The following is a 26,838-nucleotide window of genomic DNA, read 5'->3' as shown; positions in this document are numbered from 1 at the left end:
CGACTCCCCCACTCTCGGCTTCGCTCGAGCGGGGGGACCCCCATCGCGTCGACGCCCTCCTCCGCCTTGCAGCTGGACGCACCAAGCCCCGCTCGCCTGTGCTTATGAGGCACTGTTGCCTCCCTCCGGCCTGATCCGCCGGACAGGCCCTAGCGGATGGGTTCTCATCGCCGTTGAGGCCGAACGAGGTGCTGGGGGCGGAGCCATGGGGGTCCCTGCGCGAGCGAAGCCGAGAGCTTGGGGGAGGGTAGGGGCGGCGGGGGCGACTACGACCGGCTCAGCTCTCCGCAGGGACCGCCGCCTCCGCGACCGGCGGCTGCGCGTCGGCCGGAGTCGTCCGCTCCGGCAGGAGTTCCAGTACCGCCCGCCGATGCGCCTCGCTCGTCGCGTCGTCGTACGGGTCCGGCGTGGCCGGGACCTGGAGGCGCAGGACGGGCCCGGTGCCCAGGTGTGCGTACCCGCGGCCGGGCGGCATGTCCCGGACGGGGGTGGTGTGCGGCGGCGCGCCCAGGACGGCCTCCAGCTGGGTGGTGGACGCCGGACCGAGGACCACACGCGCACGCATGTGCCGGCGCACGGCGTCGCTGAGGCAGTCCAGGCCGTCGAACTGCTCGGCGATGACGACCGTGACGCCCGCCGCGCGCCCGTGGCGGAGCGGGACCTCAAGGAGGGTCTGAGGGTCCTTGCGGCCGTCGGCGGAGATGAAAAGTCCCAGCGCGCTGGGCCGGTCCAGCAGGATCCACAAAGGGTTCTTGGTGTCGTCCGGTGCAGGGTTGCCCGCCTGACGCGCGCGGTTGGCGGCGACCAGCCGCCGTTCCGTCTCGTGCGCGGCCCACTCCAGACTCGCCAGCGCCCCGGCCGGACCGCACTCGACGGCGAGGACACCGGCGCGGCCGGTCAGGCACGCGTACTCGCCGGTGCCGCCGCCCTCGATGATGACGACATCGCCGTACTGGAGGGCCTGCAGGGCGATCGAGCGGACGAGGGTGGTCGTACCACTGCCCGGTTCGCCCGCGACGAGCAGATGCGGCTCGGTGGAGCGGATGCCGGTGCGCCAGACGACCGGGGGAACGTCGCGCTGTTCCTCACCGTAGGTGAGGGGGAGGGTGCGCTGGACGTCGGCGGGATCGGTGAAGCCGAGGACCGTTTCGCCGGGCGCGGTGACGAAGCGCTGGGCGGCGATGTCGGTGGGGAGGGGCGGGAGGGCGGTGACGGCGAGTTCGTTGCCCTCCTCGTGCCAGTCGAAGTGGTACTCGCGGCCGCGGCCGGACTTGGCGCGCAGGAGCTGCTCGATCCGGGCACGGGACTCCGCCTCGCCGTCCGTGAAGTACGCCGGGTAGCGGATGAGGAGTCGGGATAGGCGTCCGTCGTGGTCGAAGCGGAACGTGGGGAAGGTCTTCTCCCAGTCGCCGCCGTGGGAGTAGAGGGGGTCCGGGTCCTCGGCCGTCGAGAAGTACGGGACCAGGGCGTCGTGGAGCGACTGGAGGCGCTGGATCTGCGACTCGTCGGGGCCGGTGGGTTCCGAGGGGGCGTTGTCACGGCCTTCCCACGCTGCTGCCGCCATCAGGGTGATGGCGGCGAGCAGCGGTCCGTACGGCACCAGTGCAAGGATCAGGATCGTCGAGGCCACCATGAACAGCAGCGGCCCGCGCTCGTTCTTGGGAGTGTCGGCCCACTTGCGCCGTCCGACACCTGCCAGTCGGCGCAGCCCACGAGTGATCGTGATCAGTGGGTGAAGGACATCGGTGGCGCTGTCGGCTGCCGTCCGGGCCAGCTCCCGGCTTCGGGCGAGCTGTGCACTGCCGTTGCTGAGGATGCGGGGGAGAGGGCGCCGAGCCACTGCTGTCTCCTGAAGGTGCGTGCGATGGGCAGGGACGTCAGAACTTGATCCCGCCGAGGAGACTCGCCAGGCTCTCCCCCCCGGCCTTGATGCTCGGCGCGATGGCTGTGCTGGCGAGGTAGAAGCCGAAGAGCGCGGACACCACGGCGTGCGACGCCTTGAGTCCGTCCTTGCGGAAGAAGAGGAAGACGATGATGCCGAGGAGGATGACGCCTGAGATGGACAGAATCATTTGTGCTCTCCTGGTTCGTGGGGACAGTCACCATGAGTTGTTCCAGGATCACAGGATGTATCCATACGATAAAAGGTGCAACTAGGTGAAATTCGGCTGATTTCACTCGGTCGGCGGAGTTGCCCCGGGCTGCCTGGGCAGGTCTATTGCTTGCGTGGGGCCCGCGGTGATCTTTGCCTCCGTCGGGGCCGGTCATGTGCCGCCGGAGCCAGTACGCTGACGATTCACCCGTACGGCCGCGCATCTCGCCGTCGTACGAGCCTGTGCATGACAGCCTGCCCGGCTGTCGTAGGCTCCCGCAGTCCCCCGTTGAACTCGATGATGTCCCTGTGAGAGGTGGTCCGCCGATGAGTGAAGCCCCCGACCCCGAAGTCGTGGAGCTGGCGACCAAGATCTTCGATCTGGCGCGCCGTGGCGAGACCGAGGCGCTCGTGGCGTACGTCGACGCGGGCGTTCCGGCCAACCTCACCAACGACCGCGGCGACTCGCTCGTGATGCTCGCCGCCTACCACGGCCACGCCGAGGCGGTCCGCGCCCTGCTGGAGCGCGGGGCCGAGGCCAACCGCGTCAACGACCGAGGGCAGACTCCGCTCGCCGGGGCTGTGTTCAAGGGCGAGGAAGCGGTCATCCGCGCGCTCCTGGACGGCGGGGCCGACCCGGCCGCGGGCACCCCCTCGGCCGTGGACACGGCCCGCATGTTCGGCAAGACGGAACTGCTCGAATTGTTCGGCGCACTCTGATCCGAACACGCTGACCAGGCACAACACGGAAAACGGGGGAGGCGGAACGGGGCCGCCGGAAATACGGTCGCGGCAAGAAGAACTGCCGAGTCATCATGACGTCGTGATTCATGGACGCGATGGCTGGGCAGGTGTTGCCGCACCGCGCGGGCCGTGATGCGGCCCGCCTGGGCCACCGACGAGAGGCAGAGGAAGATGGTCTACAGCAAGCAAGAAACGGCGGGCGCTCCGACGTGTTGTCACGCGGCCAGGTAATGCAGGATCCCGGTTGCGTCGACGCTTGATGTGAGGCTGTTTCCCATGTTCGATCCGGTCATAGCGCCCAGCGGTACGCTGCTCGGCCTGCTCCAGAGGGGCCGCGGTGACGGCACGCTGCACGCGCTCACCGCACCGCGCGCCGAAGCGCTCGCGGCGCTGAACCAGTGTGTGCTGCGCGACCCCCGCCACGACTGGCAGGTGGAGAACCGCTCCCTGTACTACGCCCGTCTCTACCTCGATCTGAGCGGTGAGCTCGACGAGATCGAGCGGCATCTCTTCGACGTCGAGGACGTCCTCGACGACTGCGAATCACGCACGGGGCTCGCCCTCGCGGTCCTCGGGCACCTCGCCTCGTACGGCAGGCGGGACGCCCTGGAACTGCTGCGCGAGTACGCGGCCTCCGGCAGCAATTGGGCCTGGGCCCTGGACGAGCTGGCCCTGCGCGACGACGACGCGGGCCTGCGCGCCCTCGCCGCGCCCGTGCTCGCCCGCTTCCCGGCCGACCCGGAGGGCGAGGCCGCCCTCGCCGCCGCCGTGCGCGACGCCTTCGAGCCCCGGCCCTGGCGGCTGTGGGCCGACGATCCCCGCGAATCCATCGGTACGCGCGTGCGTGCCGCCCAGGAACAGGGGTCCTTCGACCGCTGGCAACGACAACTGCGCCCCACCGGGCCACGCCCGGGGTGGAGCGTGCGAGCCGTGTTCGAGTGGGCCCAACAGGGCCTCGACCGCGGAGCCGCACTCCATGTGCCGGCCGCCCGTTGCCTCACCGCCGTGGCGGGCCCCGAGGACCGGCCGGAAATCGTCGAGGCCGCCCGCGGCGGTGGCGACGGCGCCCGTTGTACGGCCTTGCGCTATCTCGCCGACAGCAACGATCCGGACGCCCTCGACCTGATAGAGGGCGCCGTGGCCGGCGGCACGGCGGCAGTCGCGGAGGCCGCTGCTGACGCCTTCGAACGGATGCGCAGTGTCGCCGCCGTCGACCGGGCGCGACGGTGGGCACACCGGCCCGACGCCCTGGGCGCCGCCGCGGGACGGATGCTCGCCTGCCGGGGCGGCACGAAGGACCGAGAACTGGTCCTGGGCGCGCTCCGCGAAGCCGTACGGGGCGAAGGCCCCGACGCGCCGACGCTGTGGACCCTCGTGGACGGCGCCGGACGGCTCGGCATCGTCTGTGCCGCACCGGTACTGCGCCACGTCTACCGCGAAACCGCCTCGTCCCATCTGCGCGGGCGAGCCGCCCGTGCCCTCGCCGCCACCGATCCCTCCTTCCCCGCCGGCTTCGCCGTGGAGTGCCTGTGGGACTGCGAGGAGTCGACCCGGGAGGTGGCCGCACGGCACGCCGAGACCGGTGACGCTCGCGTCGTCGAACAGCTACGGCGGCTCGCGGCGGACCCGGCCGAGGAGGCGGAAGTCCAGACAGCCGTGCGCAGCCGTATCGGGCCCGACGCGCCCGCCGTATGAACGCGAAGTGACCCGGGGGGCAGGAGGGCATGGCCGCGGGCTGACCTGGACAGGCGTGCAGTCCAACGCTCACAAGGCGTTCCCCGTACGGAAAGATCCACGTTGACGCGGCCACGTCCAGTACGGCGACAACACCGGTATGCGTGTCGTCATCGTGACCGAATCCTTTCCCCCCGATGTGAACGGCGTGGCCCACTGCGCGCTCCAGACCGCCCGGCACCTCGTCGATCGCGGTCACGTTCCCCTCGTCGTCGCCCCGGCAACTTCCCCCAAGTTCTCGGCTCCGCTCGAACAGGGAGGTGCCCCCACCGGAATCGGGCCCGACGCTCTCGCGCCGTGCCCCGTCATCCGTGTCCCCTCCCTTCCGCTCCCCGGCTACCCCCAGGTCCGCGTCGCTCTCCCCAGCCGACGCGTCGCCGCGGCGATCACCGAACACCGCGCGGACATCGTTCACCTGGCCAGTCCCTTCATCCTCGGCGTCCGCGGGATGGCCGCCGCCGCCCGGCTCGGCATCCCCGCCGTCGCCGTCTACCAGACCGACCTCGCCGGATACGCCCGTACGTACGTGGGTGCGGGCGAAGCCACGGCGTGGCGGCGCATCCGCTCGGTGCACGCCGCCGCCGACCGGACGCTCGCTCCGTCCAGCGTGGCCCTGCAGGACCTGGAGGCACATGGTGTGCCGCGGGTGCGGCTGTGGGCGCGTGGCGTGGACACGGTTCGTTTCCGTCCCGACCGCAGGGACGAGGCACTGCGCCGTGAACTGGCCCCGAACGGCGAGCTGATCGTCGGCTACGTCGGCCGGCTCGCTCCCGAGAAGCAGGTCGAACTGCTCGCCGGGGCCTGTGGCGTGGACGGGGTGCGCGTCGTGGTGGTGGGCGACGGGCCCAGCGAATCGACCTTGCACGAGGCTCTTCCCGGCGCTGTCTTCCTCGGGCGTCGCACCGGCGACGAGCTCGCCCGGATCTTCGCCTCACTGGACGTCTTCGTGCACACCGGCCCCTTCGAGACCTTCTGCCAGACCGTGCAGGAGGCCATGGCCAGCGGAGTGCCCGTCGTCGCGCCCGCCGCGGGCGGACCGCTCGACCTGGTGGCGCACGGCCGTACGGGGCTGCTGGTGCCGCCGCGCGACGCGGACGCCGTACGTGACGCGGTCCGGGCCCTGGCCGCAGATCCGGCCCTCCGGGCCGCCTACGGGGCCGCCGGGCACGCCATGGTCGAGGGTCGCACCTGGGCCGCCGTGGGCGATCAGCTCATCGGGCACTACGCCGATGTACTCTCCGCGCGGAAGCTGGTGGCGGCATGAGCCTGCGCATCGTACGGCTGGCCAACTTCGTCGCGCCCGCGTCGGGCGGACTGCGTACCGCGCTGCGGGAGCTGGGCGCGGGCTACCGGGCCGCCGGACACCAGCCGGTGCTCGTCGTCCCCGGGGAGCGCGCCACCGACCGCGAGACCGAGCAGGGGCGGGTGATCACGCTGCCCGGGCCGCTGCTGCCCGGAACAGGCGGCTATCGCGTGCTCACGGACAAGCGGAGCGTCGCCCGCCTCCTGGAGTCACTCGAGCCGGACCGGCTCGAGGTCTCCGACCGGACCACGTTGCGCTGGACCGGGGTGTGGGCACGGCGGGCCCGGGTGCCCGCGGTCATGGTCTCCCACGAGACCGCCGACGGCGTGCTGCGGACCTGGGGGCTCCCCGAGGGGATGGCCCGACGGACCGCCGACGCCCTCAACATCCGTACGGCACACACCTACGCGCGCGTCGTGTGCACCACGGAGTTCGCGGAGCGCGAGTTCGTCCGCATCGGGGCCCGCAATGTCGTCCGGGCCCCGCTGGGCGTCGACCTGGTGGGACGGCACCCCACGCTGCGGGATCCGGCGGTGCGCGACCGGTACGCGCGCGGGGACGAGTCGCTGCTCGTGATGTGCTCCAGGCTGTCCGTCGAGAAGCGGCCGGGCACGGCGCTCGACGCGCTGGAGGCATTGCTGCGGCGCGGCGAGCGCGCTGTGCTCGTGGTCGCCGGGGACGGCCCGCTGCGGGCCCGGCTCGAGCAGCGGGCCCGGGAGCGGAGGCTGCCGGTCACCTTCCTCGGACATGTCGCCGACCGTGCCCTGCTCGGTGCGTTGCAGGCCTCCGCCGACGTGTGCCTGGCACCCGGGCCGGCCGAGACGTTCGGGCTGGCCGCGCTGGAGGCGATGGCCTGCGGTACGCCGGTGGTGGCGAGCGCGCTGTCCGCTCTGCCGGAGGTCGTCGGGTCCGCCGGGGCCACCGCCGCGGACAGCGGGGACTCCTTCGCGGACGCGGTGCGGCTGCTTCTGGGACGCCCCGAGGGCGAGCGCCGCGAAGCCGCACGCGCGCGTGCGGAGTGTTTCGGCTGGGACACCGCGGTGAAGGCGTTCCTCGCCGCGTACGACGCGGTGGTCGAGGAGCGGCCCCGTCTGCAGGAGGGCGTCGGATGAGACCCGTTCGGTTCGTGGCCCTCGGGGACTCGCTGACGGAAGGCGTCGGCGATCCCATGGACGAGACCTGGCGGGGCTGGGCCGCGCTGCTCGCGGGCGGTCTTGACGCCTCTGTGGAGTTCGCCAACCTCGCGGTGAGCGGGGCCCAGACACGAGACGTCCTGGAGCGGCAGACACCGGCGGCGCTGGCCCTGCGGCCGGACGTGGTGTCCGTGGTGATAGGCGTGAACGACACCCTGCGGTGCACCTTCGACATCCACGCCGTGGCCGCGCGGCTCGACCAGGTGTATGCGGAGTTCCGGGCTCAGGGCGCGGTGGTGATGACGGCCTGTCTGCCGGATCCGGGCTCCATGCTCGGGCTGCCGGGGGCGCTGGCGCGGCCGTTGGCCCGGCGGCAGCGGGCCGTCAACGCGGTCGTGCACGCGCTGTCCGAGCGGCACGGAGCGGTGCATCTGCACGCCGCGGAGGAGGAGTGGCTCACCGACCGCGCGATGTGGAGCGCGGACCGGCTGCACCCGGGGGAGCGGGGACACAGGCAACTCGCCCTTCGCTTCCACGCGTTGCTTGCGCAGGAGGGCCTGGCCACCGGGGCCGCGCCCGCGGCCGAGCCCGATTTCCCCGCGCCCACGCGGTCGGCGAGCCTGTGGTGGCTGGCCACCGCGGGGACGGGCTGGGTGGCCCGGCGGTGCACGGACCTGTTGCCGCAGCTGCTCACTCTGGCCGCCGCCGAGGTACGCCATCGGGCACGGGGCACCAGCGCCCGGCTCGACCTCAGCGCCTCGCACGCCGTGGCGTCCGCGCTGGCCGCCCTGTCGGTGGCCGAACAGCCGGACGCGGCATGACGGCCGCCCCGGTCGCGCCGGTCGTGCTGGATCAGCGGCGGCGTACGACCATGAAGCGGACCGGCGTGCCCGGGACCGCCTGAGCGGCCGCCGGGAGGTCGGTCGCACGGACGACCGCGATCACCGGGTACCCCCCGGTGGTCGGATGATCGGCGAGGAAGACGACCGGTCTTCCGTCGGGCGGTACCTGCACCGCGCCCAGGACCATGCCCTCGCTGGGGAGTTCGCCGGAAACGGCCCTCTCCAGCGAGGGCCCTTCCGTACGCAGCCCGATGCGGTTGCTCGCCGAGGACACCCGGTAGGTGCCGGTCGTCAGGGTGCGTAGGGCCGAGGCCGTGAACCAGTCGTCGCGCGGGCCGGGTGTCACGCCCAGGACCAGCTCGGAGGGTGGCCCGGGGTGCGGGACCACGTCCACGCGCGCGTGGACGCCGTCGAGGTGCCCCAGTGGCAGCACCATGCCGTTCGCGAGGGGCGGTGGACCCAGGCCCGAAAGGAGATCCGTGGAGCGGCTGCCGAGGACCGGCTCCACGGCCACGCCGCCGGCGACGGCCATGTAGCTGCGCACCCCCGCGCGGGCGGGGCCGATGTCCAGCAGGGCTCCGGCGGGGACGCGTACGGGCGCTCCCCAGGGGGCCGGACGCCTGTCGACCGTGACCGGGCAGGGCGCGCCCGTGACCGCCACGGTGACCGCCGAGCGAGGGCGCAGGGCACAGCCGTTGAGCGTCGTCTCCAGGACGGCCGCGTCCGCGGGGTTGCCGACGAGACGGTTGGCCAGCGCCGCCGCGGGCGCGTCGAGGGCGCCGGAGCGCGGTACGCCGAGGTGGGCGTGACCGGCGCGGCCCTGGTCCTGCACGGTGGTGAGGGCCCCGGCCCGTACGACGGACAGGGCCCGGTCCGTCATGAGCACCTCGCCGGCACGAACCGGACGCGCGTCCCCGGGGCCAGCAGCGCGGCCGGTACGCGCGCGTGGTCCCACAACACCGCGTCCGTCGTGCCGATCAGCTGCCAGCCACCCGGCGACGAGCGCGGGTACACGCCCGTGTACGGGCCCGCGAGCGCCACGGAGCCTGCCGGAACCGCCGTACGCGGAGTCGCCCGGCGAGGGACGTCGTACCGCGACGGCAGCCCCGTCAGATAGCCGAAACCGGGCGCGAACCCGCAGAAGGCGACCCGGAACTCGGCCGCCGCATGGATCTCGGGCACCTCCTCTTCGGGTATTCCCCACAGGGCGGCGACATCGGCCAGGTCCGGACCGTCGTACCGCACGGGGATCTCGAGCGCCTCCTTCGCGCGCGCGGGCAGTGGCGGGATCTCCCACGTGGGGAGCCGGGTCGCCAGGCGCACCGGGTCGTCCAGGCCGTCCAGCAGCACCGTGCGGGCCGCGGGGACGATTTCACGCACGGACAGGGAGCCCTCCGCGCGGCGGCGCACCAACTCGGCGTGCAGGGCCTGGGCCGCCTCGCCGGAGGAGACCTCGACCAGCAGGGCGCGGTCACCGACCGGCAGTGCCCTCATACGAACGCCTCCACGCGGACACCCGCGGACTCCAGCCGCTCGCGCACCCGGCGCGCCAGGTCCACCGCGCCAGGGGTGTCCCCGTGCAGGCACAAGGAGCGGGCGCGGACCGGGATGCGCTCCCCGGAGCGCGAGGTCACCGAGCCGGAGCGGGCCAGGCCCAGCGAACGTTCGACGACCGTGTCCGCGTCCGTGATCACCGCGCCGTCCTGACCGCGCGGCACCAAGGTGCCTTCCTCGGTGTACGCGCGATCCGCGAACGCCTCGGTGGCGGTGGGCAGTCCGGCCCGCTCGGCCAGCTTCAGGAGGCGGGAGGACGGGAGACCGAGGACGGGCAGGGCGGCGTCCGCGAGCAACACGCCGTCGACGACCGCCGCCGCCTGCTCCTCGTCGTGCACGACGCGGTTGTAGAGCGCGCCGTGCGGCTTCACATACGACACACGCGTGCCCGCCGCGCGCGCGAAAACCTCCAAGGCGCCGATCTGGTAGGCCACTTCGGCCGCCAGCTCGTCGGGCGGCACGTCCATCGCGCGCCGCCCGAAACCCGCCAGGTCGCGGTAGGAGACCTGGGCTCCGATCCGTACGCCCCGCTCGGCCGCCAGTTCGCACACCCGTCGCATGGTGACCGCGTCCCCGGCGTGGAAGCCGCAGGCCACATTGGCGCTGGTGACGACGGACAGCAGCTGTTCGTCGTCGGTCAGCCGCCAGCGGCCGAAGCCTTCGCCGAGGTCGGCGTTCAGATCGATCGGTGTCGTCATGAGGTTCCGTTCTGCTTCCGTTCTGCTTATTTTCCGCTGGTCAGGCCACGCGGTACTGCTGGTCGCGGGCGTCGGTGAGGAACATCCGGCCCGGTGCGTGGGTGATCGCGAAGGGCGGGCGGGACGCCATCACGGCCGCCTGGGGTGTCACTCCGCAGGCCCAGAACACCGGGATGTCGTCCGGCTCGGCCTCCACCGGATCGCCGAAGTCGGGGCGCGAGAGATCCTCGATCCCCAGACCGGACGGTTCCCCGCAGTGCACCGGGCTGCCGTGCACGGCGGGCATGAGGCTGCTCTCCCTGATCGCCGCGGCGAGGTGTTCGGGCGGGACCGGGCGCATCGACACCACCATGGGGCCGTGCAGCCGCCCCGCGGGCCGGCACTGGCGACCGGTCACGTACATGGAGACATTGCGGCCCTGTTCGATGTGGCGCATCGGGACGCCCGCCTCGGCCAGCGCCCACTCGAAGGTGAAGCTGCATCCAATGAGGAACGAGACCAGATCGCCGCGCCAGCGATCGACCACGTCCGTGGGCTCGTCGACCAACTCGCCGTGTTCCCAGACCCGATAGCAGGGCAGGAAACGGTGTTTCGCCCCCAGGGCGAAACACCGTCCACCTTCGGGTAGGCTGCATGCCGTGCGTTGCCAGAACCAAGCGCGTACACCGTGCTGATCGAGAGCCAAGACAGCACATGCACCTCCAAGCTTTGCCATATCAAACCGGGCTGGTTTCAACCCGGCTGGTGTTGATCGTGGAAGACCTGTTGGGTCGCTGACCCGCAGGCAGCGTGAGCCAGGAATCCCCCTGCTGCTTTAGCTGGGGGAGGATTCAAAGGAGCTCCTTCCCTCGGGTCTCGGGGAGCCCGATCAGGGCGAGCGCGGCGAGGGCGTACCCGATCGCGCCGAAGACCAGCGCGCCGCCCACGCCCCAACTGTCGGCCAGGAAGCCGACCGTGGTGGGGAAAACGGCGCCCACGGCACGCCCGGTGTTGTACGTGAAGCCCTGCCCGGTGCCGCGCACCGCCGCCGGGTACAGCTCGCTGAGGAAGGAGCCGAAGCCGCTGAAGATCGCCGACATACAGAAACCGAGCGGGAAACCGAGCACGAGGAGAAGGGTGTTGGCGCCGCTCGGGATGTTGGCGTACATGAGGATGCAGGCGGCGGAGAGGATCGCGAAGAGCAGGATGTTCCGCTTGCGGCCCAGCTTGTCGGTGAGGTAGCCGCCGGTGAGGTAGCCGATGAAGGCGCCGGAGATCAGGAAGGTGAGATAGCTGCCGGTGCCGACGACGGACAGACCGCGCTCCGTCTTCAGGTAGGTGGGCACCCAGGTGGCCAGCGTGTAGTAGCCGCCCTGGACACCGGTGGAGAGCAGGACCGCGAAGAAGGTGGTGCGCAGGAGGCCGGGGCGGTCGGCCGTGGCGGGCTGGAAGATCGCCGCGAACGAGCCCTTGTCGGCGCTCTTCTCACGAACGGCGGCCGCCTCCGGAGCGTCCTGCACCCGGCGTCGCACCCAGACGACGAGCAGCGCGGGCAGCGCGCCGGTCCAGAACATCACGCGCCAGGCCAGATCGTCGCCGAGGAACTCGAAGACCAGCGTGTAGACGATCACGGCCAGTCCCCAGCCGACGGCCCAGGAACTCTGGATCGCGCCGAGCGTGCGGCCCCGGTGCCGGGGGCTCGCGTACTCGGCGACCAGGATCGCGCCGACCGCCCACTCGCCGCCGAAACCGAGTCCCTGAAGGGCGCGGAACACCAGCAGCGTCTCGTAGTTGGGCGCGAAGCCGCAGGCCACGGTGAACACCGCGTACGTGATCACGGTGATCATCAGCGCTTTGACGCGCCCGATCCGGTCCGCGACCACACCCGCGATCGCGCCGCCGACCGCCGAGACGACCAGCGTGACGGTGGTGAACAGGCCGGTCTGGCCACTGTCCAGGCCGAAGTACGCCGCCAGCGCGACCATGCTCAGCGGCAGCGTGAAGTAGTCGTACGAGTCGAGGCCATATCCGCCGAACGCGCCGGCGAAGGCGCGGCGGCCCCGCGGGCCGAGCGCGTGCAGCCAGGCGAACGTGCCTTCCTGGACGGGGAGTCCATCCGTGCCGGATTGGGTTTCGGCGGTCAGGGCCTGGGATGGAGGGGTCGTGCTCATGGGCACCTCGCAGTGAGGGACGGAGAGTGCTTGAGGACTGAGCCGTGCCATGCCGTGCGGGAAGCGCTGGTCGCCGTGGTCCGCAGTGGTGCGGTCGGCGCCTGACCGCCAAGGTAGAGGATCGTTGAACGATCCCTCAATACCTATGTTGTTTCGTTCTTGTATCTGCGGTTGAATTCCGGGCATGGCAGAGCTGACGGGACTGGCCGACGATCGCGCCCTGCTGGGCCGCACCAGCACCGCCGAGCGGGTTTCGGACATCCTCAGGAGCCGTATCGCCGAGGGGTACTTCCCGCCCGGGACACGGCTGTCCGAGGACAGCATCGGCGGAGCACTCGGCGTTTCCCGCAACACGCTGCGCGAGGCGTTCCGGCTGCTCACGCACGAGCGGCTGCTGGTGCACGAGCTCAACCGCGGAGTCTTCGTGCGGGTGCTGACCGTCGAGGACGTCGAGGACATCTACCGCACCCGCACCCTCGTCGAGTGCGCCGTGGTCCGCGGCCTCGGCAAGCCGCCGTACGCCGTGGACGGCCTCGCCAAGGCCGTCGCCGACGGGCAGCGGGCGGCGCGCGAAGGTGACTGGAAAGGCGTCTCCACGGCCAACATCCACTTCCATCGGGAGCTGGTGGCGCTCGCCGGGAGCGCCCGCACCGACGAGCTGATGCGCAGCGTCTTCGCCGAACTGCGGCTCGCCTTCCACGTGGTCGACGACCCGCAGCGGCTGCACGAGCCGTATCTCGCGCGCAACCGTGAGATCCTCCGGACGCTCCAGGAGGGCGACCGTGACGGGGCCGAGCGGCTGCTCGCGGTCTATCTCGACGACTCGCTCACAGGGCTCGTGGACGTGTACGGGCGGCGGGTGGCCGACGGTGGGCAGGGGATCGGCTGAGACGGCAGTGACCGGGGTGAGCGTGGGGGGCGGCGTGAGCTTGGGGCCGGCGTGAGCTTGGGACCGGCGTGGGATTTGGGGTCTGGTGTGAGGTTCGGGGCGGACGTGGGATTCGGGGTCTGGTGTGAGGTTCGGGGACTGGTGTCGGGTCCGGGGACTGGTGTGAAGTTCCGGACTGGCGTGAGTCCGGGACCGGTGTGAGGTCCGGGACTGGCACAGGGCGCGGGGCGGCCGGTCGCATCTGCGTCGTTTCGACCGGTGTCAGACCGAGGACCTAGTCTGTGCACCGTGACTTCGCCTGCATCGACGGACCGTGTTCCGCCCCAGCTCAGCGCGGGGCCGCGCCCCGCTCCGGGCCCGGCCGCCGACGAGGGCCTGGCGCGACGGCTGCGTGCGCTCGCCTGCACCGCGCCGCTGCACGACCTCGACGTACGCAAGGCGAATCTCGCGGGCGAGTACACGGTGTACGGGATGGCGGAGGTGGCCCTCGCCGCCATCGACCTGGTCACACTGAACATGGACTTCGACACAGGCGCCGACCACGACCAGATAGTGGCCCGGCTCATCCCGCGCATCGCCGCCCAGGCCCCGCAGCGGCCCGTCGCCGAGCACGAGCGCGTGGCCCGCTGGGTCCTGGAGAACCTGATCAATGTAGGCACCGTCGATCGCGGCTTCCGGGCCGTATACGGCACCTTCGCACCCGACGGCTCCTATGTGCGCCGTGACTACGACTTCAAGCTGATCGAGGAGGTCCCCGGGTACGGGGGGACGGTCTATCTCCGTACGACCGACGAGGCGGTCAACGTCCTCGTCGGCGCCCTCGACACCGACGTCACCAGCGCGCAGATCGCCGCCGAGGTCAAGCTGGAAGTGCTGATCAGCCGCGGCCGGCTCGCCGACGCGCAGCTCGCCGCCGAACAGGCCCGGTACCGGACCGTGCAGTACTCGGAGACGCTCCGCAAGGCGCTCGACGCGACCCGGCGCAATGTACGGGCCGTCGACTGGCTCCAGGCCGTACCCGACATGATCGCCGAGGCCCTCGACCACGTCGCCGACCGCTATCGGCACGAGAACGCGATCCTCACCAACATCCGCAAGGCCCGGGACGAGTCCGAGGACCCCGAGCAGAAGCGCCGCGCCGCCGAGCTTGTCGACATCGTCAAGGACTGCATCCGCAGGCATACGCAGCTGCAGTCCCGGCTCCTGGAGGCCGGACCGCTGTTCCGCGCCGAGCAGGACCGGCAGGCGTTCGCCACCCCCATGACCACCTCGGGAATCGACCTCTACGGCCATCTCGTCGCGCCCCTGCTGCCGCTGCCCGTCGAACGGGCACGGCGCGTGACGGACGCGTTCTTCGCCCGCGGGACCGGGCTGCGCACGCCCGTGGCCGTGCGTGTGGGCGATCTCGTCGACATACTGCTGACGCCGCCCATGGAGCGGGAGCACCTCGGCGCGGAGATGCCGGAGCCGGACCTGATCGCCACGCCGGACGACAGCCGGTTCAGCGAGGAGCAACTGGCTTCCGCCATGGAACTGCTCGATCTGCCGGCCGATGCGCCGCGGCGGCTGTCCGGGCTGCTTGCGGACGCGCGCCGCCGCGATCCCGAACTGCCTTACCTGGTCGCTCTGTTGGCCGTTCACGCGGCCAGTCCGCCGGTCGGCACAGCCTATCGGCAGGGCGAGGAGAAGCTGTTGTTCGCCGTGGACGACGGGGTCGAGCTGGATGATCCGGAGTTCGGCGGGGCGGATCTCATCGTGGGGATGGCTTTGCTGGACGCGGCGGGGATGGCGGCCGATCGCAAGTGAATGCCGCGCCGGAAGAGCCGGGGGACCGCGGGCTGTTTTTGACCTGCGGGCTGTCTTTGACCCGCGGGCCGGTCGGGGCTCGTCGCGCCCACGCGGCGGAGCCGCTCATGCCACAGCCCCGCACCCCTGTCGGGGCACTCGTCCTCCCCCTCGTTTCGCAGAACGTTTCACAGAACAAGGAGTCTCAGCCGTGACCGAGCACGTCGAGTGGAGTGAGCCGGATGCCGTCGCCGCGCCGGCGAACGCGCCCGTCACCCCCGCCGACGCCGCCGACGCGGCGCGGCTCGTCTCCTTCGGGCTGCAGCCCAAGCTGCAGCCCGCGCGCGACCAGGAGTACGCGGAGCTGCTGCGGCGCTACCGCGAGGACCCGCCCTTCGCACGGCTCGCCGACGCCGTGGCCGCCGGGCTCGGCCTGGTCGTCCTGGAGGTGTCCCCGCGCGCGGGGATGGCGGTGACGGCCGCCGAGGACTCACTGTTCGCCGTCCGTATGGGTGACTACGCCCGGCGTACGTCCGCCGACTCCGTGGACCGCTTCCTGCACGGCCTCGCCCACCTCGCCGTCGCCGCCATGGCCTTCCCGCGCCCGGAGGATCTCGCGGACGACGGCTACATCGGGCGCGTCTCGGTCAACGGCGTCGACGCGTTCGTACGACAGGCCTGCCGCCGCCTGGAGGAGCGCGCCGAGGAACAGGGCGAGAACACCGACCCGGCGACCGAGGCGCCCGGCCTGGAAGCGGCCTGGCGGATCTGGGCGCGGCGCAGCTCCACCGGCGCCACCAAGGACGCGCGCAGACTCGCCGGTTCGACCACCGGCATCGTCGGCAAGGCCGTCGCGTTCCTCACCGACTCCGGGTTCCTGCAGCGGACCGGGGACGACGCGGGCGGGACATACCGGACCACGGCCCGTTATCAGCTCCAGGTCCGCGACATGGCGGGCAGTGCCGCGCTGGCCGAGCTCCTCGAGCTGGGCATCGTGCCGGTGACCGACGGCACCGCGACGCTGCTGCCCGCCGAGGAGACCGACGATCTGGAGCTGGCGGCCGGCGCCGGGCTGCCGTTCCACTCCTGAAGCCTCTTGAGCTTCTGAACCCCACCGACCTTTCCCGACCTTCCCAGACTTACGACGAGAGTCCGCCGCCATGTACGAGCTGTCCCGGGTCCGCCTCTACTCCATCGGTCCCGCCGGTGCGCGCTACGCCGACACCGTGCTGGACCTTCGGGGTGTCGGCGAGCCCGTGCCCGACCCCGCGCCCATCCAGGCGGAGTTCTTCGAGGAGGAGCCGGTCGGGCCACCGCGCCGGCCCGCGCCCGCGGGCGTGCTCTTCCTGGAGAACGGCGGTGGTAAGTCGGTGCTGCTCAAGCTGATCTTCTCGGTGATGCTGCCGGGCCACCGGAACACACTGGGCGGCGCCAGCTCCGGTGTACTGCGCAAGTTCCTGCTCGCCGACGACTGCGGTCATGTCGCGCTGGAGTGGCAGCACACGCTCACCGGTGAGTGCGTCGTCGTCGGCAAGGCGAGCGAGTGGCGGGGGCGCCAAGTCTCCAATGACCCGAGGAAGTTCGCGGAGGCCTGGTACTCCTTCCGGCCCGGACCCGGACTGAGCCTGGACAACCTGCCCGTAGCCGAGGCCACCACCGTCCGGCCCCCCGTCGAGGGCGCGTCCGGCGCGCACGGGCGGCGCCGCACCATGAAGGGCTTCCGGGACGCGATCACCGATGCGGGCAAGGCGTACCCGCACCTCGAAGTGCACTGGGAGGAGATCCACGACCGCTGGAACGAACACCTCGGCGACCTGGGCCTCGACCCCGAACTCTTCCGCTACCAGCGGGAGATGAACGCCGACGAGGGCGAGGCCGCCGGTCTCTTCGCGGTCAAGAAGGACTCCGACTTCACGGACCTGCTGCTGCGGGCGGTCACCGACACACGGGACACGGACGGGCTCGCCGACCTGGTCGGCGGCTTCGGCAACAAGCTGGGGCGGCGCGCCGAGCTCATCGCCGAGCGGGACTTCACGGCGGGCTCCGTGGACCTGCTCGGCCGGATCGTGGAGGCCGCCGAGGCACGGGCACGCGCGCGTGACATCCACGCGGGCGCCGAGCGGCGTACTCGGACGCTCGCCCGGCGGCTGTCCGCGCGGGCCGTGCAGGAGCGCGTACGCGCCGGTGAACTCGCGCAGCGCGTGACCGCCGCCGCATACGCCGTCACCCATGCCGAGGGCGCCCGCGAGCGCGGCGCACTGATCGCCGCCGAGCTGGCCTACCGGCATGCCTCGCTGGCCCTCGCCAAGGCCGAGAAGTCGGCGGCCGCGCAGAAGCGCGAGCTGGCCGACGCGCGCACCCTGCACTCGGCCTGGCAGGCCGCCGAGTCCGTGCTGCGGCACCGCGCCGCGGCCGACCGCTCCGCACGCGTGGCGGACGCGATCCGCGAGGCCGAGCGGGACGCCGCGCCCGCCCTCGCCGCCCGGGCCAAGGCCGCCGTCGACCTCGTACGAGCCCTGCACCGCGCCGCCGAAGGCGCCGAGGCACTCGCCAACGAGGAGGAGGAGCGGTCCGCCGGGCTCCAGGAGGTCGGTGAGTCGGCGTACGCCGACTCCACCGCCGCGGCCACCGCCGCACAGCGCGCCCGCAGCGAGATCGGGCATCTGCGCCAGCGACTGAGCGAGGTCGAGCAGGAGACCGCCGAGGCGGTGCGCGCCGGCTGGCTCGACGACAGTGCCCCCGACGCCGACCCGGCCCGCGCCGCACTCGCCGCCAGCGACGCCGAGAAGACGGCCGTCGCGGCGTGGGACACCGCGCGGGAGGCGTCCCGGCGCGCCTCGGAGCACGCTCGGGAGGCGGCGTCCGCCGAGTCCCGCGCGGAGCTGACGGCGGCCCGCGCGGCGGACGCGGCGACGGCGGCGGAGCGGGCGTACGACGGGGAGCGGCGCACCGCGGAGGCGTTGGCGGGGGAAGAGCGGCTGGCGGAGCTGCTGAGCCTGCCGGGTGCCCACGGCGCGGGGCGCGGCGGGGTACCGCTGCCCCGAGCGGGAACGGACGGCTCCGCCGCGGCAGGCGGTGCGGTGCCGCGGCCGGGGAGCGGGGCGACCGACGACGCCACCGGGCTGCCTGGTCAGGGAGCCGCTGCCGGCCCGGGCAAGGCCCCCGGTACGGCCGTCGCACGGGCGCGACGCGGGACGGCCGGCGCCCACGCCGATGTGTGGTCCCCCGCCGACGGTCCCCTCACCCCCGAACAGCTGGATCACTACGCCGACGAGCTGCGCGAGCTCCTCGACGACGGTGTTGCCTCCGCCGAGCGGCAGCTCTTCGAGCTGCGGACCGCGGCCGCCGACGACGCACGCATCCTCGGGGCGCTCGGCGACGGCGGGCTGCTTCCGCCGGGCCCGGACGTACTGGCCACCGTCGAGTACCTCGGCGAGCACGGCATCCCCGCGCTGCCCGGCTGGCGCTATCTTGCGCAGGCCGTCGATCCCGCCGACCACGCGCGCGTGCTGGCCGCCCGGCCGGAGCTCGTCGACGGTGTGATCATCACCGACCCGGACACCCACGCGCGCGCCCGCGAGGCGCTCGGTGAAGCGGCCCTCCTGCCGCGTTCCGCCGTCGCCGTCGGTACGGCCGCCGCGCTGCTCGCGCCGACCCCGGCCCCCGACGCGGGCGACAGCGACGTGTTCCTCGTACCGCCGAACCCGGCCATGCACGACGAGCACGCCGCCGACGAGGAGCGGCAGGCGCTGCGCACGCGGGCGACCCAGCGGGACGAGGAGATCCGCGCGCTGGCCGGCCGGCTCGCCAAGGACCGTGAGCTGGCCGCGCGGCTCGCGTCCTGGCGCACCGGCTGCCCGGCGGGGCGGCTCCTCGAGCTGGCCTCGGCCGCCGGGGACGCGCGGGCGTTCGCCGAGGAGGCCGAGACGGAGCTGGCCGAGGCGCGGACCGTACGGGCCGAGGCCGACGAGGCAGCGGCCGAGGCTGCCCTGCTACGCGATGAGCGCCAGGAAGCCGCCCAGCGGGCCCGGCGTGCCGCCGACGCGCTCGCCGGACTCGCCTTCCGGCTGCGGGAGCGCGCCGGCTGGCAGGTCAAGCTGCGTGAACTCGCCGACGAGGCAGCGGAGTCGGAGGCCCGGGCCCAGGTCTGCCTGGAGCGTGCCCGCGCCGCCGACGAGGACCGCCGTGGCGCCCAGCGCGCCGCCGACGACGCCCGCCGCACGGCCCGCGCGCTACGCGCCGAGCGCGCGGAGATCGCGGGCGCCCCCGACGACGTACCGGAGGACGGGACAAGTGCGGCGAAGTCGTCGCTTCCCGCCCTGCGCGAGGCCTACCGGGCCGCGTCCCAGCTCTACGAGAAGGTCGGCGTCGGCGCCGATCTGCGGGCCGAGCAGGCGCGCGCCGAGAGCGACGAGAGTGCGGCGCTGGCCGAGCTGGACCGGCTCAGCAACAAGGTACGCACGCGTGCGGCCCAGTTGCTGGAGTCGCCGGACGGTTCCGACGGGCCCTCCCGGCAGGCCGCCGCCGCCCGCGCCGAGGAGCTCGTGCAGCTTCTGGAGACCCGGGTGTCGACGGCGAGCGAGCAGCTCGGGCGGCTGCGCGGCGAGGCCGAGCGGCACGCGCCCGAGGACGGCGAGGCCCACACCGAGCTGGCGGAGGAGCTGGTCCCGCGCGACGCCGAGCACGCGCAGGCGCTGCTGCGCACGGCCACCGGTGAACTCGCCGCCCGCACCGAGGCGTTGAACCAGGCGCGCGAGGCGCACGCCGAACTGCTCGACGCCCACCGCGCCGCCGAGGACGCGGCCGGAGGCTTCGACGAGACGGCCGCCCTCCTCAGGGACCTGCTGCGCGAGCACTCCGACGACGAGCAGGAGGAGCCCGAGCCCTACCCCGGCACCCTGGAGGAGGCACGGCACTCCGCCGCCGAGACCCGCCGCTCCCTGCGCGGCTGCGCCGGCGATCTGTCCGCCGCCGAGGCCGCGGTGCGCGAGGCGAGCGACATCCTTGTACGGCATGCCAACTCCACCCGCTATGAGCAGGTGCGCACGCCGGCCCGTCAGCAGATCCGTGAGCTGCCCGCGTCCGCGTTGCCCGAGCACGCCCAGAAGTGGGCGGACGCGTTCGCGCCCCGACTGCGGGTACTCACCGACGAGTTGGAGCAGCTGGAGCGCAACCGGGACTCGATCGTGGACCGGCTGCGCGGGCTGGTCGAGTCCGCGCTCGCCACCCTGCGGTCCGCGCAGCGGCTGTCCCGGCTGCCGGAGGGGCTCGGCGAGTGGTCCGGGCAGGAGTTCCTGCGCATCCGCTTCGAAGAGCCCGACCAGGCCACGCTCACCGAGCGGCTCGGGGAGGTGGTCGACGAGGCCACGCGCGCCGCCGTCAAGAAGAACTCCGACATGCGCCGCGACGGCATGTCGCTGCTGCTGCGCGGGGTCGCCGCCGCGCTCCAGCCGAAGGGCATCGCCGTGGAGATCCTCAAGCCTGACGCCGTGCTGCGCGCCGAGCGCGTCCCCGTCGGACAGATGGGCGACGTGTTCTCCGGTGGTCAGCTGCTCACCGCCGCCATCGCGCTGTACTGCACGATGGCCGCGCTGCGCAGCAACGACCGGGGCCGGGACAAGCACCGGCACGCGGGCACGCTGTTCCTGGACAACCCCATCGGGCGCGCAAACGCGACGTACCTGCTGGAGTTGCAGAGGGCCGTGTCCGACGCGCTCGGCGTCCAACTTCTGTACACCACCGGCCTGTTCGACACGACCGCGCTCGCCGAGTTCCCGCTCGTCATCCGGCTCCGCAATGATGCCGACCTGCGTGCCGGGCTGAAGTACATCAGCGTGGAGGAACACCTCCGGCCGGGTCTGCCGAAGCAGGCTCCGGCCGGTGACGGGGAGGCGGTGCACAGCGAGATCACGGCGACCAGGATGTTCAAGAAGCCTGCGCCAAGCGCCCCTTGAGGGGCGCGGGGCTCTGACGTATGCGGCTCTGCCGCGTGGGCGCGACCAGCCACGGACGGCCCGCAGTCACCCCACGACAGCAACCTACCCATCCGCCTTCAACATGTCCGCGCACTTCTCGCCGATCATCATCGTCGTGATGCACGGATTGACGGAGACGAGATCCGGCATCACCGAACCGTCCGCGATCCGCAGACCCTCGACCCCCTTGACCCGCAGCCGCGCGTCGAGCGGGGCCGAGGCGTCGTCGTCCGCGCCCATCTTCACGGTGCAGGACGGGTGGTAGACGGTGTTGTGGGTCTTGTGGATGTAGTCGAGCAACTCGTCGTCGGTCCGGACGTCCGGACCGGGCGCCAACTCCGCGCCGGCCCACCCGCTCAGCGCGGGCTGCTCGGCGATGCGACGGGCCAGCTTCAGCCCGTACGTCATCACGCGCACGTCGTGCTCGTGCGTGAAGTAGCGCGGATCGACCATCGGCTTGTCCCGGTAGTCCCGGGTGCGCAGCCTGACCGTGCCGCGTGACTTCGCACGGGTGACGTTCGGCGTCAGGCAGAACGCGTTCTCGGACGTGGGGTAGCCCCACCGTGCGGTGTTCATGTCGAACGGCACCGAGCCGTAGTGGTACATCAAGTCCGGCCGGTCCAGGCCGGGTTCGGTGTCGTAGAAGATGCCCGCCTCCCACCACTGGCTGGACGTGGTGGGCATGGGCTGCTCGGCCTCCCACATGATGACGCCCTCGGGGTGGTCCTGGAGGTTCTCGCCGACGCCCGCGGAGTCCACCACCACCTCGACGCCCACCTCGCGCAGATGCGCGGCGGGCCCGATGCCCGACAGCATCAGCAGTTTGGGCGTGTCGATGGACCCACAGGACACGATCACCTCGCGGCGGGCGCGCACCGTCCGGGTGTGGATCAGATCCGGGTCCAGATACTCGGCGCCCACGCACCTGCGCCCGTCCAGGACGAGCTTCTTGGCCCGAACACCCGTCCGCACCGAGAGGTTCGGCCGCTTGTCCATGACCGGGTGCAGATACGCGACCGACGAGGACTGGCGGATGTTGTTCTCGTCGGAGTTGATCTGGAACCAGTTGGCGCCCCTGACCACGGTCTTGCCCGTGTTGAAACCGACAGTGGGAATACCCGCCTGTGCGCACGCCTCCAACAGTGCGGTGCCACAAGGGTCTTCGCCCTTGAGCGTGCGCAGTTTCACCGGGCCGGTGCGGCCGTGGTGGTCGCCAGGAGCGTCGTTCGACTCCAACCGTCGGTAGAGCGGGAAGAGTTCAGCCGCGCTCCACCCCGTACAGCCCCCGGCGGCCCAGTCGTCCAGGTCCTCCGCGGGTGCCCAGAAGGCGATGCAGGAGTTGTGCGAGGAGCAGCCGCCGAGCACCTTCGCACGGGCATGCCGCATGAAACTGTTGCCGCTGACCTGCGGCTCGACCGGGTAGTCCCAGTCGTAGCCGGACTCGAGGAGTCCCATCCAGCGTTCCAGCTTGAGGACGTCGTTGTCGCCGACGTCGCTGGGTCCCGCCTCCAGAACGCACACGGTGACGGACGGGTCCTCGGAGAGTCGGGCCGCCACCACGTTGCCCGCGGTGCCGCCGCCGACCACGACATAGTCGAACTCATCTACGTTCATGGGGAGTTGACCTCCTTGACTTGCTTTTCAGCCGGTCGTTCTTCGGTGCTCAGTCGGTGGCCGGGGTGCCCAGGGATGCCGCCGCGGTCGACGAGGGCTGGAGTTGGTGCTCGGCGAGCACTCCGGTCCGGTGCCGCTGCACGAACCAGTAGTAGGCGAAGCCCCCGCCCGCGACGATGCCCACGAACAGGACCGCACCCCAGCGCAGGTACCAGTGGTACGGAGCGGTCGCGTTGTAGACCGCCGAGCGCGGCCAGATCAGATTGACGGTCATCGCCGCGCCCCACACCACGGCGACGATGTTGACGAGCAGCCCCCAGCGGCCGAGCGAGAACTTGCCGTCGCCCGCGGGCTGCCACTTGCCACGCAGCCTGGCCACCAGCATCGGCCCGGTGACCATCAGATACGCCAGGTAGATCATGATGATGCCGATGCTGGTGACCACGGTGAAGATCTGCGGCTGGCGGATGTTGACCACCAGGATCGCCAGCGCGAGCAGACCGATGATCACGGTCGGCAGTACCGGGGTCTTGAACCGCGGGTTGACCTTGGCCAGCTTGGACGAGGCGGGCAGGTTGTTGTCGCGGGCCATCGCGAAGGCCAGCCGGACCGCCGCCGTGTGCACGGCGAGAGCGCACACCGTGACCGCGATCAGCACGCACCACAGCATTGCCTTGCCGGCCGTCGGGCCGAGCACGTCGAGCACGATGTACTGCAGACCGTCCGTGGACAGCTGTTCGCCCTTCAGGCTGGAGACGCTCATCATCGCGAGCAGCAGGATCAGGCCGCCAAGGATGAACGAGGCGACGATGGCACGGATGATGGCGCGCGGTGCGTTGCGCGACGGGTCGAGGCACTCCTCGCCGAGCGACGAGGCCGTGTCGAATCCGTACATCACATACGCGGACGCCAGCGAGGCCACCAGGAACGCGCTGAGATAGCCGAACGGCTGCCCGGCCCCATGGCCCTGGGTCTCCATGACCACCTGCGGGCCGCGCGTGATGTGCACCGCGAACAGGATGATGAGTACGACGGTGGCGACCAGCTCGATGAAGACGCCCGCGGTGTTGATGGTCGCCATCAGCTTCACACCGAAGGCGTTCACCAGGGTCGTGAACAGGATCAGCACGGCCGCCAGCAGGACCGCGTTGGTGGCGACGTCGTACGTCCCGGTCCCGTCGCCGACGAACTGGAAGGTGGACGAGATCTGCGGAAGCGTCAACTGATAGGCAAGCGCCACGGCCGCGATCGACACGATCGAGGCGAGCAGCATCATCCAGCCCGCGAGCCAGCCTATGTGTGGATTGCCCACCTTCTTCGACCAGTTGTAGACGGAGCCGGCCACCGGATAGCGGGCGGCCAACTCGGCGAAACAGAGCGCGACCATGAACTGGCCGATGAAGACCATCGGCCAGGACCACCAGTAGGCGGGACCACCAGTGCCGTAACCGAAGTAGAAGAGTTGGAAGGTGCCGGTGAGGATGGAGATGTAGCTGATGCCGGCGGCGAAGGTATGGAAGTTGCCAAGGGTGCGCTTGAGCTCGGGCTTGTAGCCGAACTCGGCGAGTTCGGAATCGTCGTTCTGTTGCGTTGTCGGTGGGTGGGCGGTCATGAGCGGCCTCCTGGATCGGGGAGAGGGGCGCGGCTCGTGCGGGTGCGGGACAAAGGGGTGGACGAGACGTGGGAGGAGAGAGTAGGGGGGCGGGGCGAAGGGACGGAAGAGGGACTACGCGAACCAGCCCTGCGGAGCCGGATCGGTGTTGCGCCAGATGTGCTTCGCCTCGCGGTACTCCGCGAGGCCGGACGGCCCGAGTTCGCGCCCGAAACCGGACTGCTTGAAACCGCCCCACTCGGCCTGCGGGACGTAGGGGTGGTAGTCGTTGATCCAGACCGTGCCGATCCTCAGCCGGGCCGCCACACGCTGGGCCTTGGCTTCGTCGGTGCTCCAGACGCCACCCGCGAGGCCGTAGATCGTGTCGTTGGCGAGCCGCACCGCCTCCGCCTCGTCGCTGAAGCGCTCCACGGTCAGCACCGGCCCGAAGGACTCGTCCTGCACCACGGACATGCCGGCCGTGCACTCGTCCAGCACGGTGGGCAGGTAGTAGAAGCCCTCGTCGAGCCCCTCGGGACGCTTGCCACCGCACCGCAGCACCGCGCCCTCCGCGATGCCCCGGTCGACATACGCCTCGACCTTGGCCCGATGCGCCGCCGAGACCAGCGGCCCGGTCTGCGCCTGCTCGTCGAACGGGCCGCCGAGGCGGATCTCCGACGCCCTGCGGACCACCTCGTCGACGAACCGGTCGTGCAGCGAGTCCTCGACCAGCAGTCGAGCCCCGGCCGAGCACACCTGCCCGGAGTGCAGGAACACAGCGGTCAGCGCCATGTCGACCGCCGTCTCGAAGTCGGCGTCGGCGAAGACGATGTTGGGATTCTTGCCGCCGAGTTCCAGGGCGACCTTCTTGACCGTCCCGGCCGCGGCGGCCATCAGCCGGCGGCCCGTGTGCAGTCCACCGGTGAAGGAGACCAGGTCCACATCCGGATGGTCGCCGAGGGGCGCACCCGCCTCGGGGCCCGCTCCCAGCACCAGGTTGGCCACGCCCGGCGGCAGCCCGGCCTCGTCGAGGAGCCGCATCAGATGGATCGCCGTGTGCGGGGTCAGCTCGCTCGGCTTGAGAATGAAGGTGTTGCCCGCCGCGAGCGCCGGGGCGACCTTCCAGGCCGTCTGCAGCAGCGGATAGTTCCAGGGCGTGATCAGCGCGCAGACCCCGACGGGCTCGTACACGACACGGCTGTCGACGCTCGCCGTGCCCGTGTCGACGACCCGACCCGTCTCGATGGCGGCCGCCCGTCCGAAGTAGCGGAAGCAGTTCGCGATGTCGTCGATGTCGTACTCGCTCTCGACGAGCCGCTTGCCGGTGTCGAGCGACTCGGCGCGGGCGAGTGCGTCCTTGTCGCGTACGAGGAGGTCGGCGACGCGTACCAGCAGGTCACCGCGGTCCGCCGCCGGAGTCGTCGGCCAGGGGCCCTCGTCGAAGGCGCGGCGCGCGGCGGCGATCGCCTCCACCGTGTCCTTGCCGCCCGCCTCGTCGACGACGCCCACCAGGGAGCCGTCCGCGGGGCAACGGATCTCTCGGGTGCGCTCGTCGAGCGCGCCTCGCCACGTACCGTCGATGAACAGATCAGGCATGGGAGCCTCCCAGTTGCATGATCAACCACTCATGGAAGATCCCGATGTGGTGCTCGTTCGGAACCAGCACACCACCCTTCCGATACGCTCGCGACGCCATCGTCGGCTGCGTACGCTCGCAGGCCTCGAAATCCTGTTCGTTGACCCGGTGGAAGAGCTCGACCGACTTCGACACGTCGGCGCCGGACTCCACGACCTCGGGCGCGTAGAGCCAGTCGCACTCGACGATCGTGCGGTCCTCTGCGAGCGGGAACATGCGGTGCAGGATGACATGATCCGGGACCAGATTGATGAAGACCGTCGGTTTCACAGTGATCGCGTAGTAGCGACGGTCCTGGTCGTCCGCTATGTCCGGCAGCCGGCCGAAGCCCTCGCTGCCGTCGACCGTGAACCCCTGGATGTCCTCGCCGAACTCGGCGCCGTGCCCGACGTAGTACTGGGCGGCGTAGCCCTCGGCGAACTCCGGGAGGACGTCGGTGAGCTCGGGGTGGATCGTGGCGCAGTGGTAGCACTCCATGAAATTCTCGACGATCAGCTTCCAGTTCGCCTTCACGTCGTACGTGATGCGCTTGCCGAGGGCCAGCTTCTCGGTGCCGTAGTGCTCGATGGCGGCCGTGTCGCCCAGCCGCTCCACCGCCGCGCCCATCACCGTCTCCTCGAAGGAGGGCGGCTCGTCGGCCAGACAGACCCAGGCGTAGCCGAGCCACTCACGCAGCGCGACCTTGACCAGACCGTACGCGACGCGGTCGATGTCCGGCATCTTGATCAGATTGGGCGCGGCGATCAGCTTGCCGTCGAGGTCGTAGGTCCAGGCGTGGTAGGGGCACTGGAGATTGCGGCGGACCTCGCCGGACTCCTCCGTGCACAGCTGTGCACCGCGGTGGCGGCAGATGTTCAGGAAGGCGCGCAGCTCACCCGTGCGTGAGCGAGTGATCAGAACGCTCTCGCGGCCGATCTTGACGGTGCGGAAGGCACCGGGCCTGGCGAGATCCGCGGAGCGCACGGCACAGAACCACATCGATTCGAACAGGAATTCCTGCTCCTGTCGGAAGATCTCCGGGTCCGTGTAGTAGTGCCCGGGAAGGGTGGAGATCAGGCTCGGGGAGATGGGGGACGGGGAGACGGGGGTCGTCGTCAC

The 26,838-nt window shown here is 71.5% G+C and carries 19 protein-coding genes and 1 pseudogene; 9 read left to right on the top strand and 11 right to left on the bottom strand.

The window, feature by feature from the left end:
* Nucleotides 1–277: 277 nt before the first annotated feature.
* The gene (locus AB0D57_RS30440) at nucleotides 278–1,840 is read right to left on the bottom strand and encodes a hypothetical protein (protein WP_362080020.1); all 1,563 of its coding nucleotides are present in this window, start codon (nucleotides 1,838–1,840) and stop codon (nucleotides 278–280) included.
* Between the two features lie 37 nt (nucleotides 1,841–1,877).
* Nucleotides 1,878–2,072 carry a hypothetical protein gene (locus AB0D57_RS30435; RefSeq protein ID WP_362080017.1) on the bottom strand — a complete coding sequence of 65 codons (195 nt, stop codon included), beginning with the start codon at nucleotides 2,070–2,072 and terminating at the stop codon, nucleotides 1,878–1,880.
* A 347-nt stretch (nucleotides 2,073–2,419) separates the two neighbouring features.
* On the opposite strand from AB0D57_RS30435, the gene AB0D57_RS30430 reads away from it, so the two are divergent.
* From AB0D57_RS30430 to AB0D57_RS30410, 5 genes are all read left to right on the top strand, one after another.
* On the top strand, nucleotides 2,420–2,812 hold the full coding sequence (locus AB0D57_RS30430; protein WP_362080014.1) for an ankyrin repeat domain-containing protein: 393 nt from the start codon (nucleotides 2,420–2,422) through the stop codon (nucleotides 2,810–2,812).
* A gap of 300 nt (nucleotides 2,813–3,112) precedes the next feature.
* Nucleotides 3,113–4,531 carry a HEAT repeat domain-containing protein gene (locus tag AB0D57_RS30425; RefSeq protein ID WP_362080011.1) on the top strand — a complete coding sequence of 473 codons (1,419 nt, stop codon included), beginning with the start codon at nucleotides 3,113–3,115 and terminating at the stop codon, nucleotides 4,529–4,531.
* A 139-nt stretch (nucleotides 4,532–4,670) separates the two neighbouring features.
* On the top strand, nucleotides 4,671–5,834 hold the full coding sequence (locus AB0D57_RS30420) for a glycosyltransferase family 1 protein (RefSeq protein ID WP_362080008.1): 1,164 nt from the start codon (nucleotides 4,671–4,673) through the stop codon (nucleotides 5,832–5,834).
* On the top strand, nucleotides 5,831–6,985 hold the full coding sequence (locus AB0D57_RS30415) for a glycosyltransferase (protein ID WP_362080005.1): 1,155 nt from the start codon (nucleotides 5,831–5,833) through the stop codon (nucleotides 6,983–6,985). Before AB0D57_RS30420 ends, AB0D57_RS30415 begins: the two co-directional genes overlap by 4 nt.
* Nucleotides 6,982–7,827, top strand: coding sequence for an SGNH/GDSL hydrolase family protein (locus tag AB0D57_RS30410; protein ID WP_362080002.1), 846 nt, complete (start codon nucleotides 6,982–6,984; stop codon nucleotides 7,825–7,827). Before AB0D57_RS30415 ends, AB0D57_RS30410 begins: the two co-directional genes overlap by 4 nt.
* A gap of 31 nt (nucleotides 7,828–7,858) precedes the next feature.
* Here AB0D57_RS30410 and AB0D57_RS30405 read toward each other — a convergent pair whose 3' ends face one another.
* From AB0D57_RS30405 to AB0D57_RS30385, 5 genes and pseudogenes are all read right to left on the bottom strand, one after another.
* A complete protein-coding gene (locus tag AB0D57_RS30405) occupies nucleotides 7,859–8,728 on the bottom strand; it encodes a biotin-dependent carboxyltransferase family protein (RefSeq protein WP_362079999.1) in 870 nt (289 codons plus the stop codon).
* Nucleotides 8,725–9,342 carry a 5-oxoprolinase subunit PxpB gene (pxpB, locus tag AB0D57_RS30400; RefSeq protein WP_362079996.1) on the bottom strand — a complete coding sequence of 206 codons (618 nt, stop codon included), beginning with the start codon at nucleotides 9,340–9,342 and terminating at the stop codon, nucleotides 8,725–8,727. The genes AB0D57_RS30405 and pxpB overlap by 4 nt, the downstream gene beginning before the upstream one ends.
* Complete coding sequence (locus tag AB0D57_RS30395; RefSeq protein ID WP_362079993.1) at nucleotides 9,339–10,100, bottom strand: 5-oxoprolinase subunit PxpA; 762 nt, start codon at nucleotides 10,098–10,100, stop codon at nucleotides 9,339–9,341. The genes pxpB and AB0D57_RS30395 overlap by 4 nt, the downstream gene beginning before the upstream one ends.
* 40 nt (nucleotides 10,101–10,140) lie before the next feature.
* A pseudogene (locus AB0D57_RS30390) lies at nucleotides 10,141–10,680 on the bottom strand (DUF1445 domain-containing protein); the annotation flags it as partial.
* A 250-nt stretch (nucleotides 10,681–10,930) separates the two neighbouring features.
* Complete coding sequence (locus AB0D57_RS30385) at nucleotides 10,931–12,250, bottom strand: MFS transporter (RefSeq protein WP_362079990.1); 1,320 nt, start codon at nucleotides 12,248–12,250, stop codon at nucleotides 10,931–10,933.
* Nucleotides 12,251–12,434: 184 nt separating this feature from the next.
* Here AB0D57_RS30385 and AB0D57_RS30380 point away from each other — a divergent pair, with 184 nt between their 5' ends.
* The 4 genes from AB0D57_RS30380 (at nucleotide 12,435) to AB0D57_RS30365 (ending at nucleotide 20,878) form a co-directional block, all read left to right on the top strand.
* A complete protein-coding gene (locus AB0D57_RS30380) occupies nucleotides 12,435–13,139 on the top strand; it encodes a GntR family transcriptional regulator (RefSeq protein ID WP_362079987.1) in 705 nt (234 codons plus the stop codon).
* 288 nt (nucleotides 13,140–13,427) lie between these two features.
* On the top strand, nucleotides 13,428–14,945 hold the full coding sequence (locus AB0D57_RS30375; protein ID WP_362079984.1) for a hypothetical protein: 1,518 nt from the start codon (nucleotides 13,428–13,430) through the stop codon (nucleotides 14,943–14,945).
* A 190-nt stretch (nucleotides 14,946–15,135) separates the two neighbouring features.
* Nucleotides 15,136–16,014: a hypothetical protein gene (locus tag AB0D57_RS30370; protein WP_362079981.1), complete on the top strand. Its 879-nt coding sequence runs from the start codon at nucleotides 15,136–15,138 to the stop codon at nucleotides 16,012–16,014.
* Between the two features lie 70 nt (nucleotides 16,015–16,084).
* Nucleotides 16,085–20,878, top strand: a complete 4,794-nt coding sequence (locus AB0D57_RS30365; RefSeq protein WP_362079978.1) for a hypothetical protein — start codon at nucleotides 16,085–16,087, stop codon at nucleotides 20,876–20,878.
* 84 nt (nucleotides 20,879–20,962) lie between these two features.
* Here AB0D57_RS30365 and AB0D57_RS30360 read toward each other — a convergent pair whose 3' ends face one another.
* The 4 genes from AB0D57_RS30360 to AB0D57_RS30345 all read right to left on the bottom strand — a co-directional run bounded on the left by AB0D57_RS30360 (nucleotide 20,963) and on the right by AB0D57_RS30345 (nucleotide 26,838).
* A complete protein-coding gene (locus tag AB0D57_RS30360) occupies nucleotides 20,963–22,513 on the bottom strand; it encodes a GMC family oxidoreductase N-terminal domain-containing protein (protein ID WP_362079975.1) in 1,551 nt (516 codons plus the stop codon).
* Between the two features lie 49 nt (nucleotides 22,514–22,562).
* Nucleotides 22,563–24,125: an amino acid permease gene (locus AB0D57_RS30355; RefSeq protein WP_362079972.1), complete on the bottom strand. Its 1,563-nt coding sequence runs from the start codon at nucleotides 24,123–24,125 to the stop codon at nucleotides 22,563–22,565.
* A gap of 114 nt (nucleotides 24,126–24,239) precedes the next feature.
* Nucleotides 24,240–25,700, bottom strand: a complete 1,461-nt coding sequence (locus AB0D57_RS30350) for an aldehyde dehydrogenase family protein (RefSeq protein ID WP_362079969.1) — start codon at nucleotides 25,698–25,700, stop codon at nucleotides 24,240–24,242.
* Nucleotides 25,693–26,838, bottom strand: coding sequence for an aromatic ring-hydroxylating dioxygenase subunit alpha (locus AB0D57_RS30345; protein ID WP_362079966.1), 1,146 nt, complete (start codon nucleotides 26,836–26,838; stop codon nucleotides 25,693–25,695). Before AB0D57_RS30345 ends, AB0D57_RS30350 begins: the two co-directional genes overlap by 8 nt.

Source organism: Streptomyces sp. NPDC048275 (genome assembly GCF_040652275.1).
In the GTDB taxonomy this organism is placed as follows: domain Bacteria; phylum Actinomycetota; class Actinomycetes; order Streptomycetales; family Streptomycetaceae; genus Streptomyces.
The sequence above is the reverse complement of the archived record's forward strand: the minus strand, read 5'-3'. Positions and strand labels throughout refer to the sequence as shown.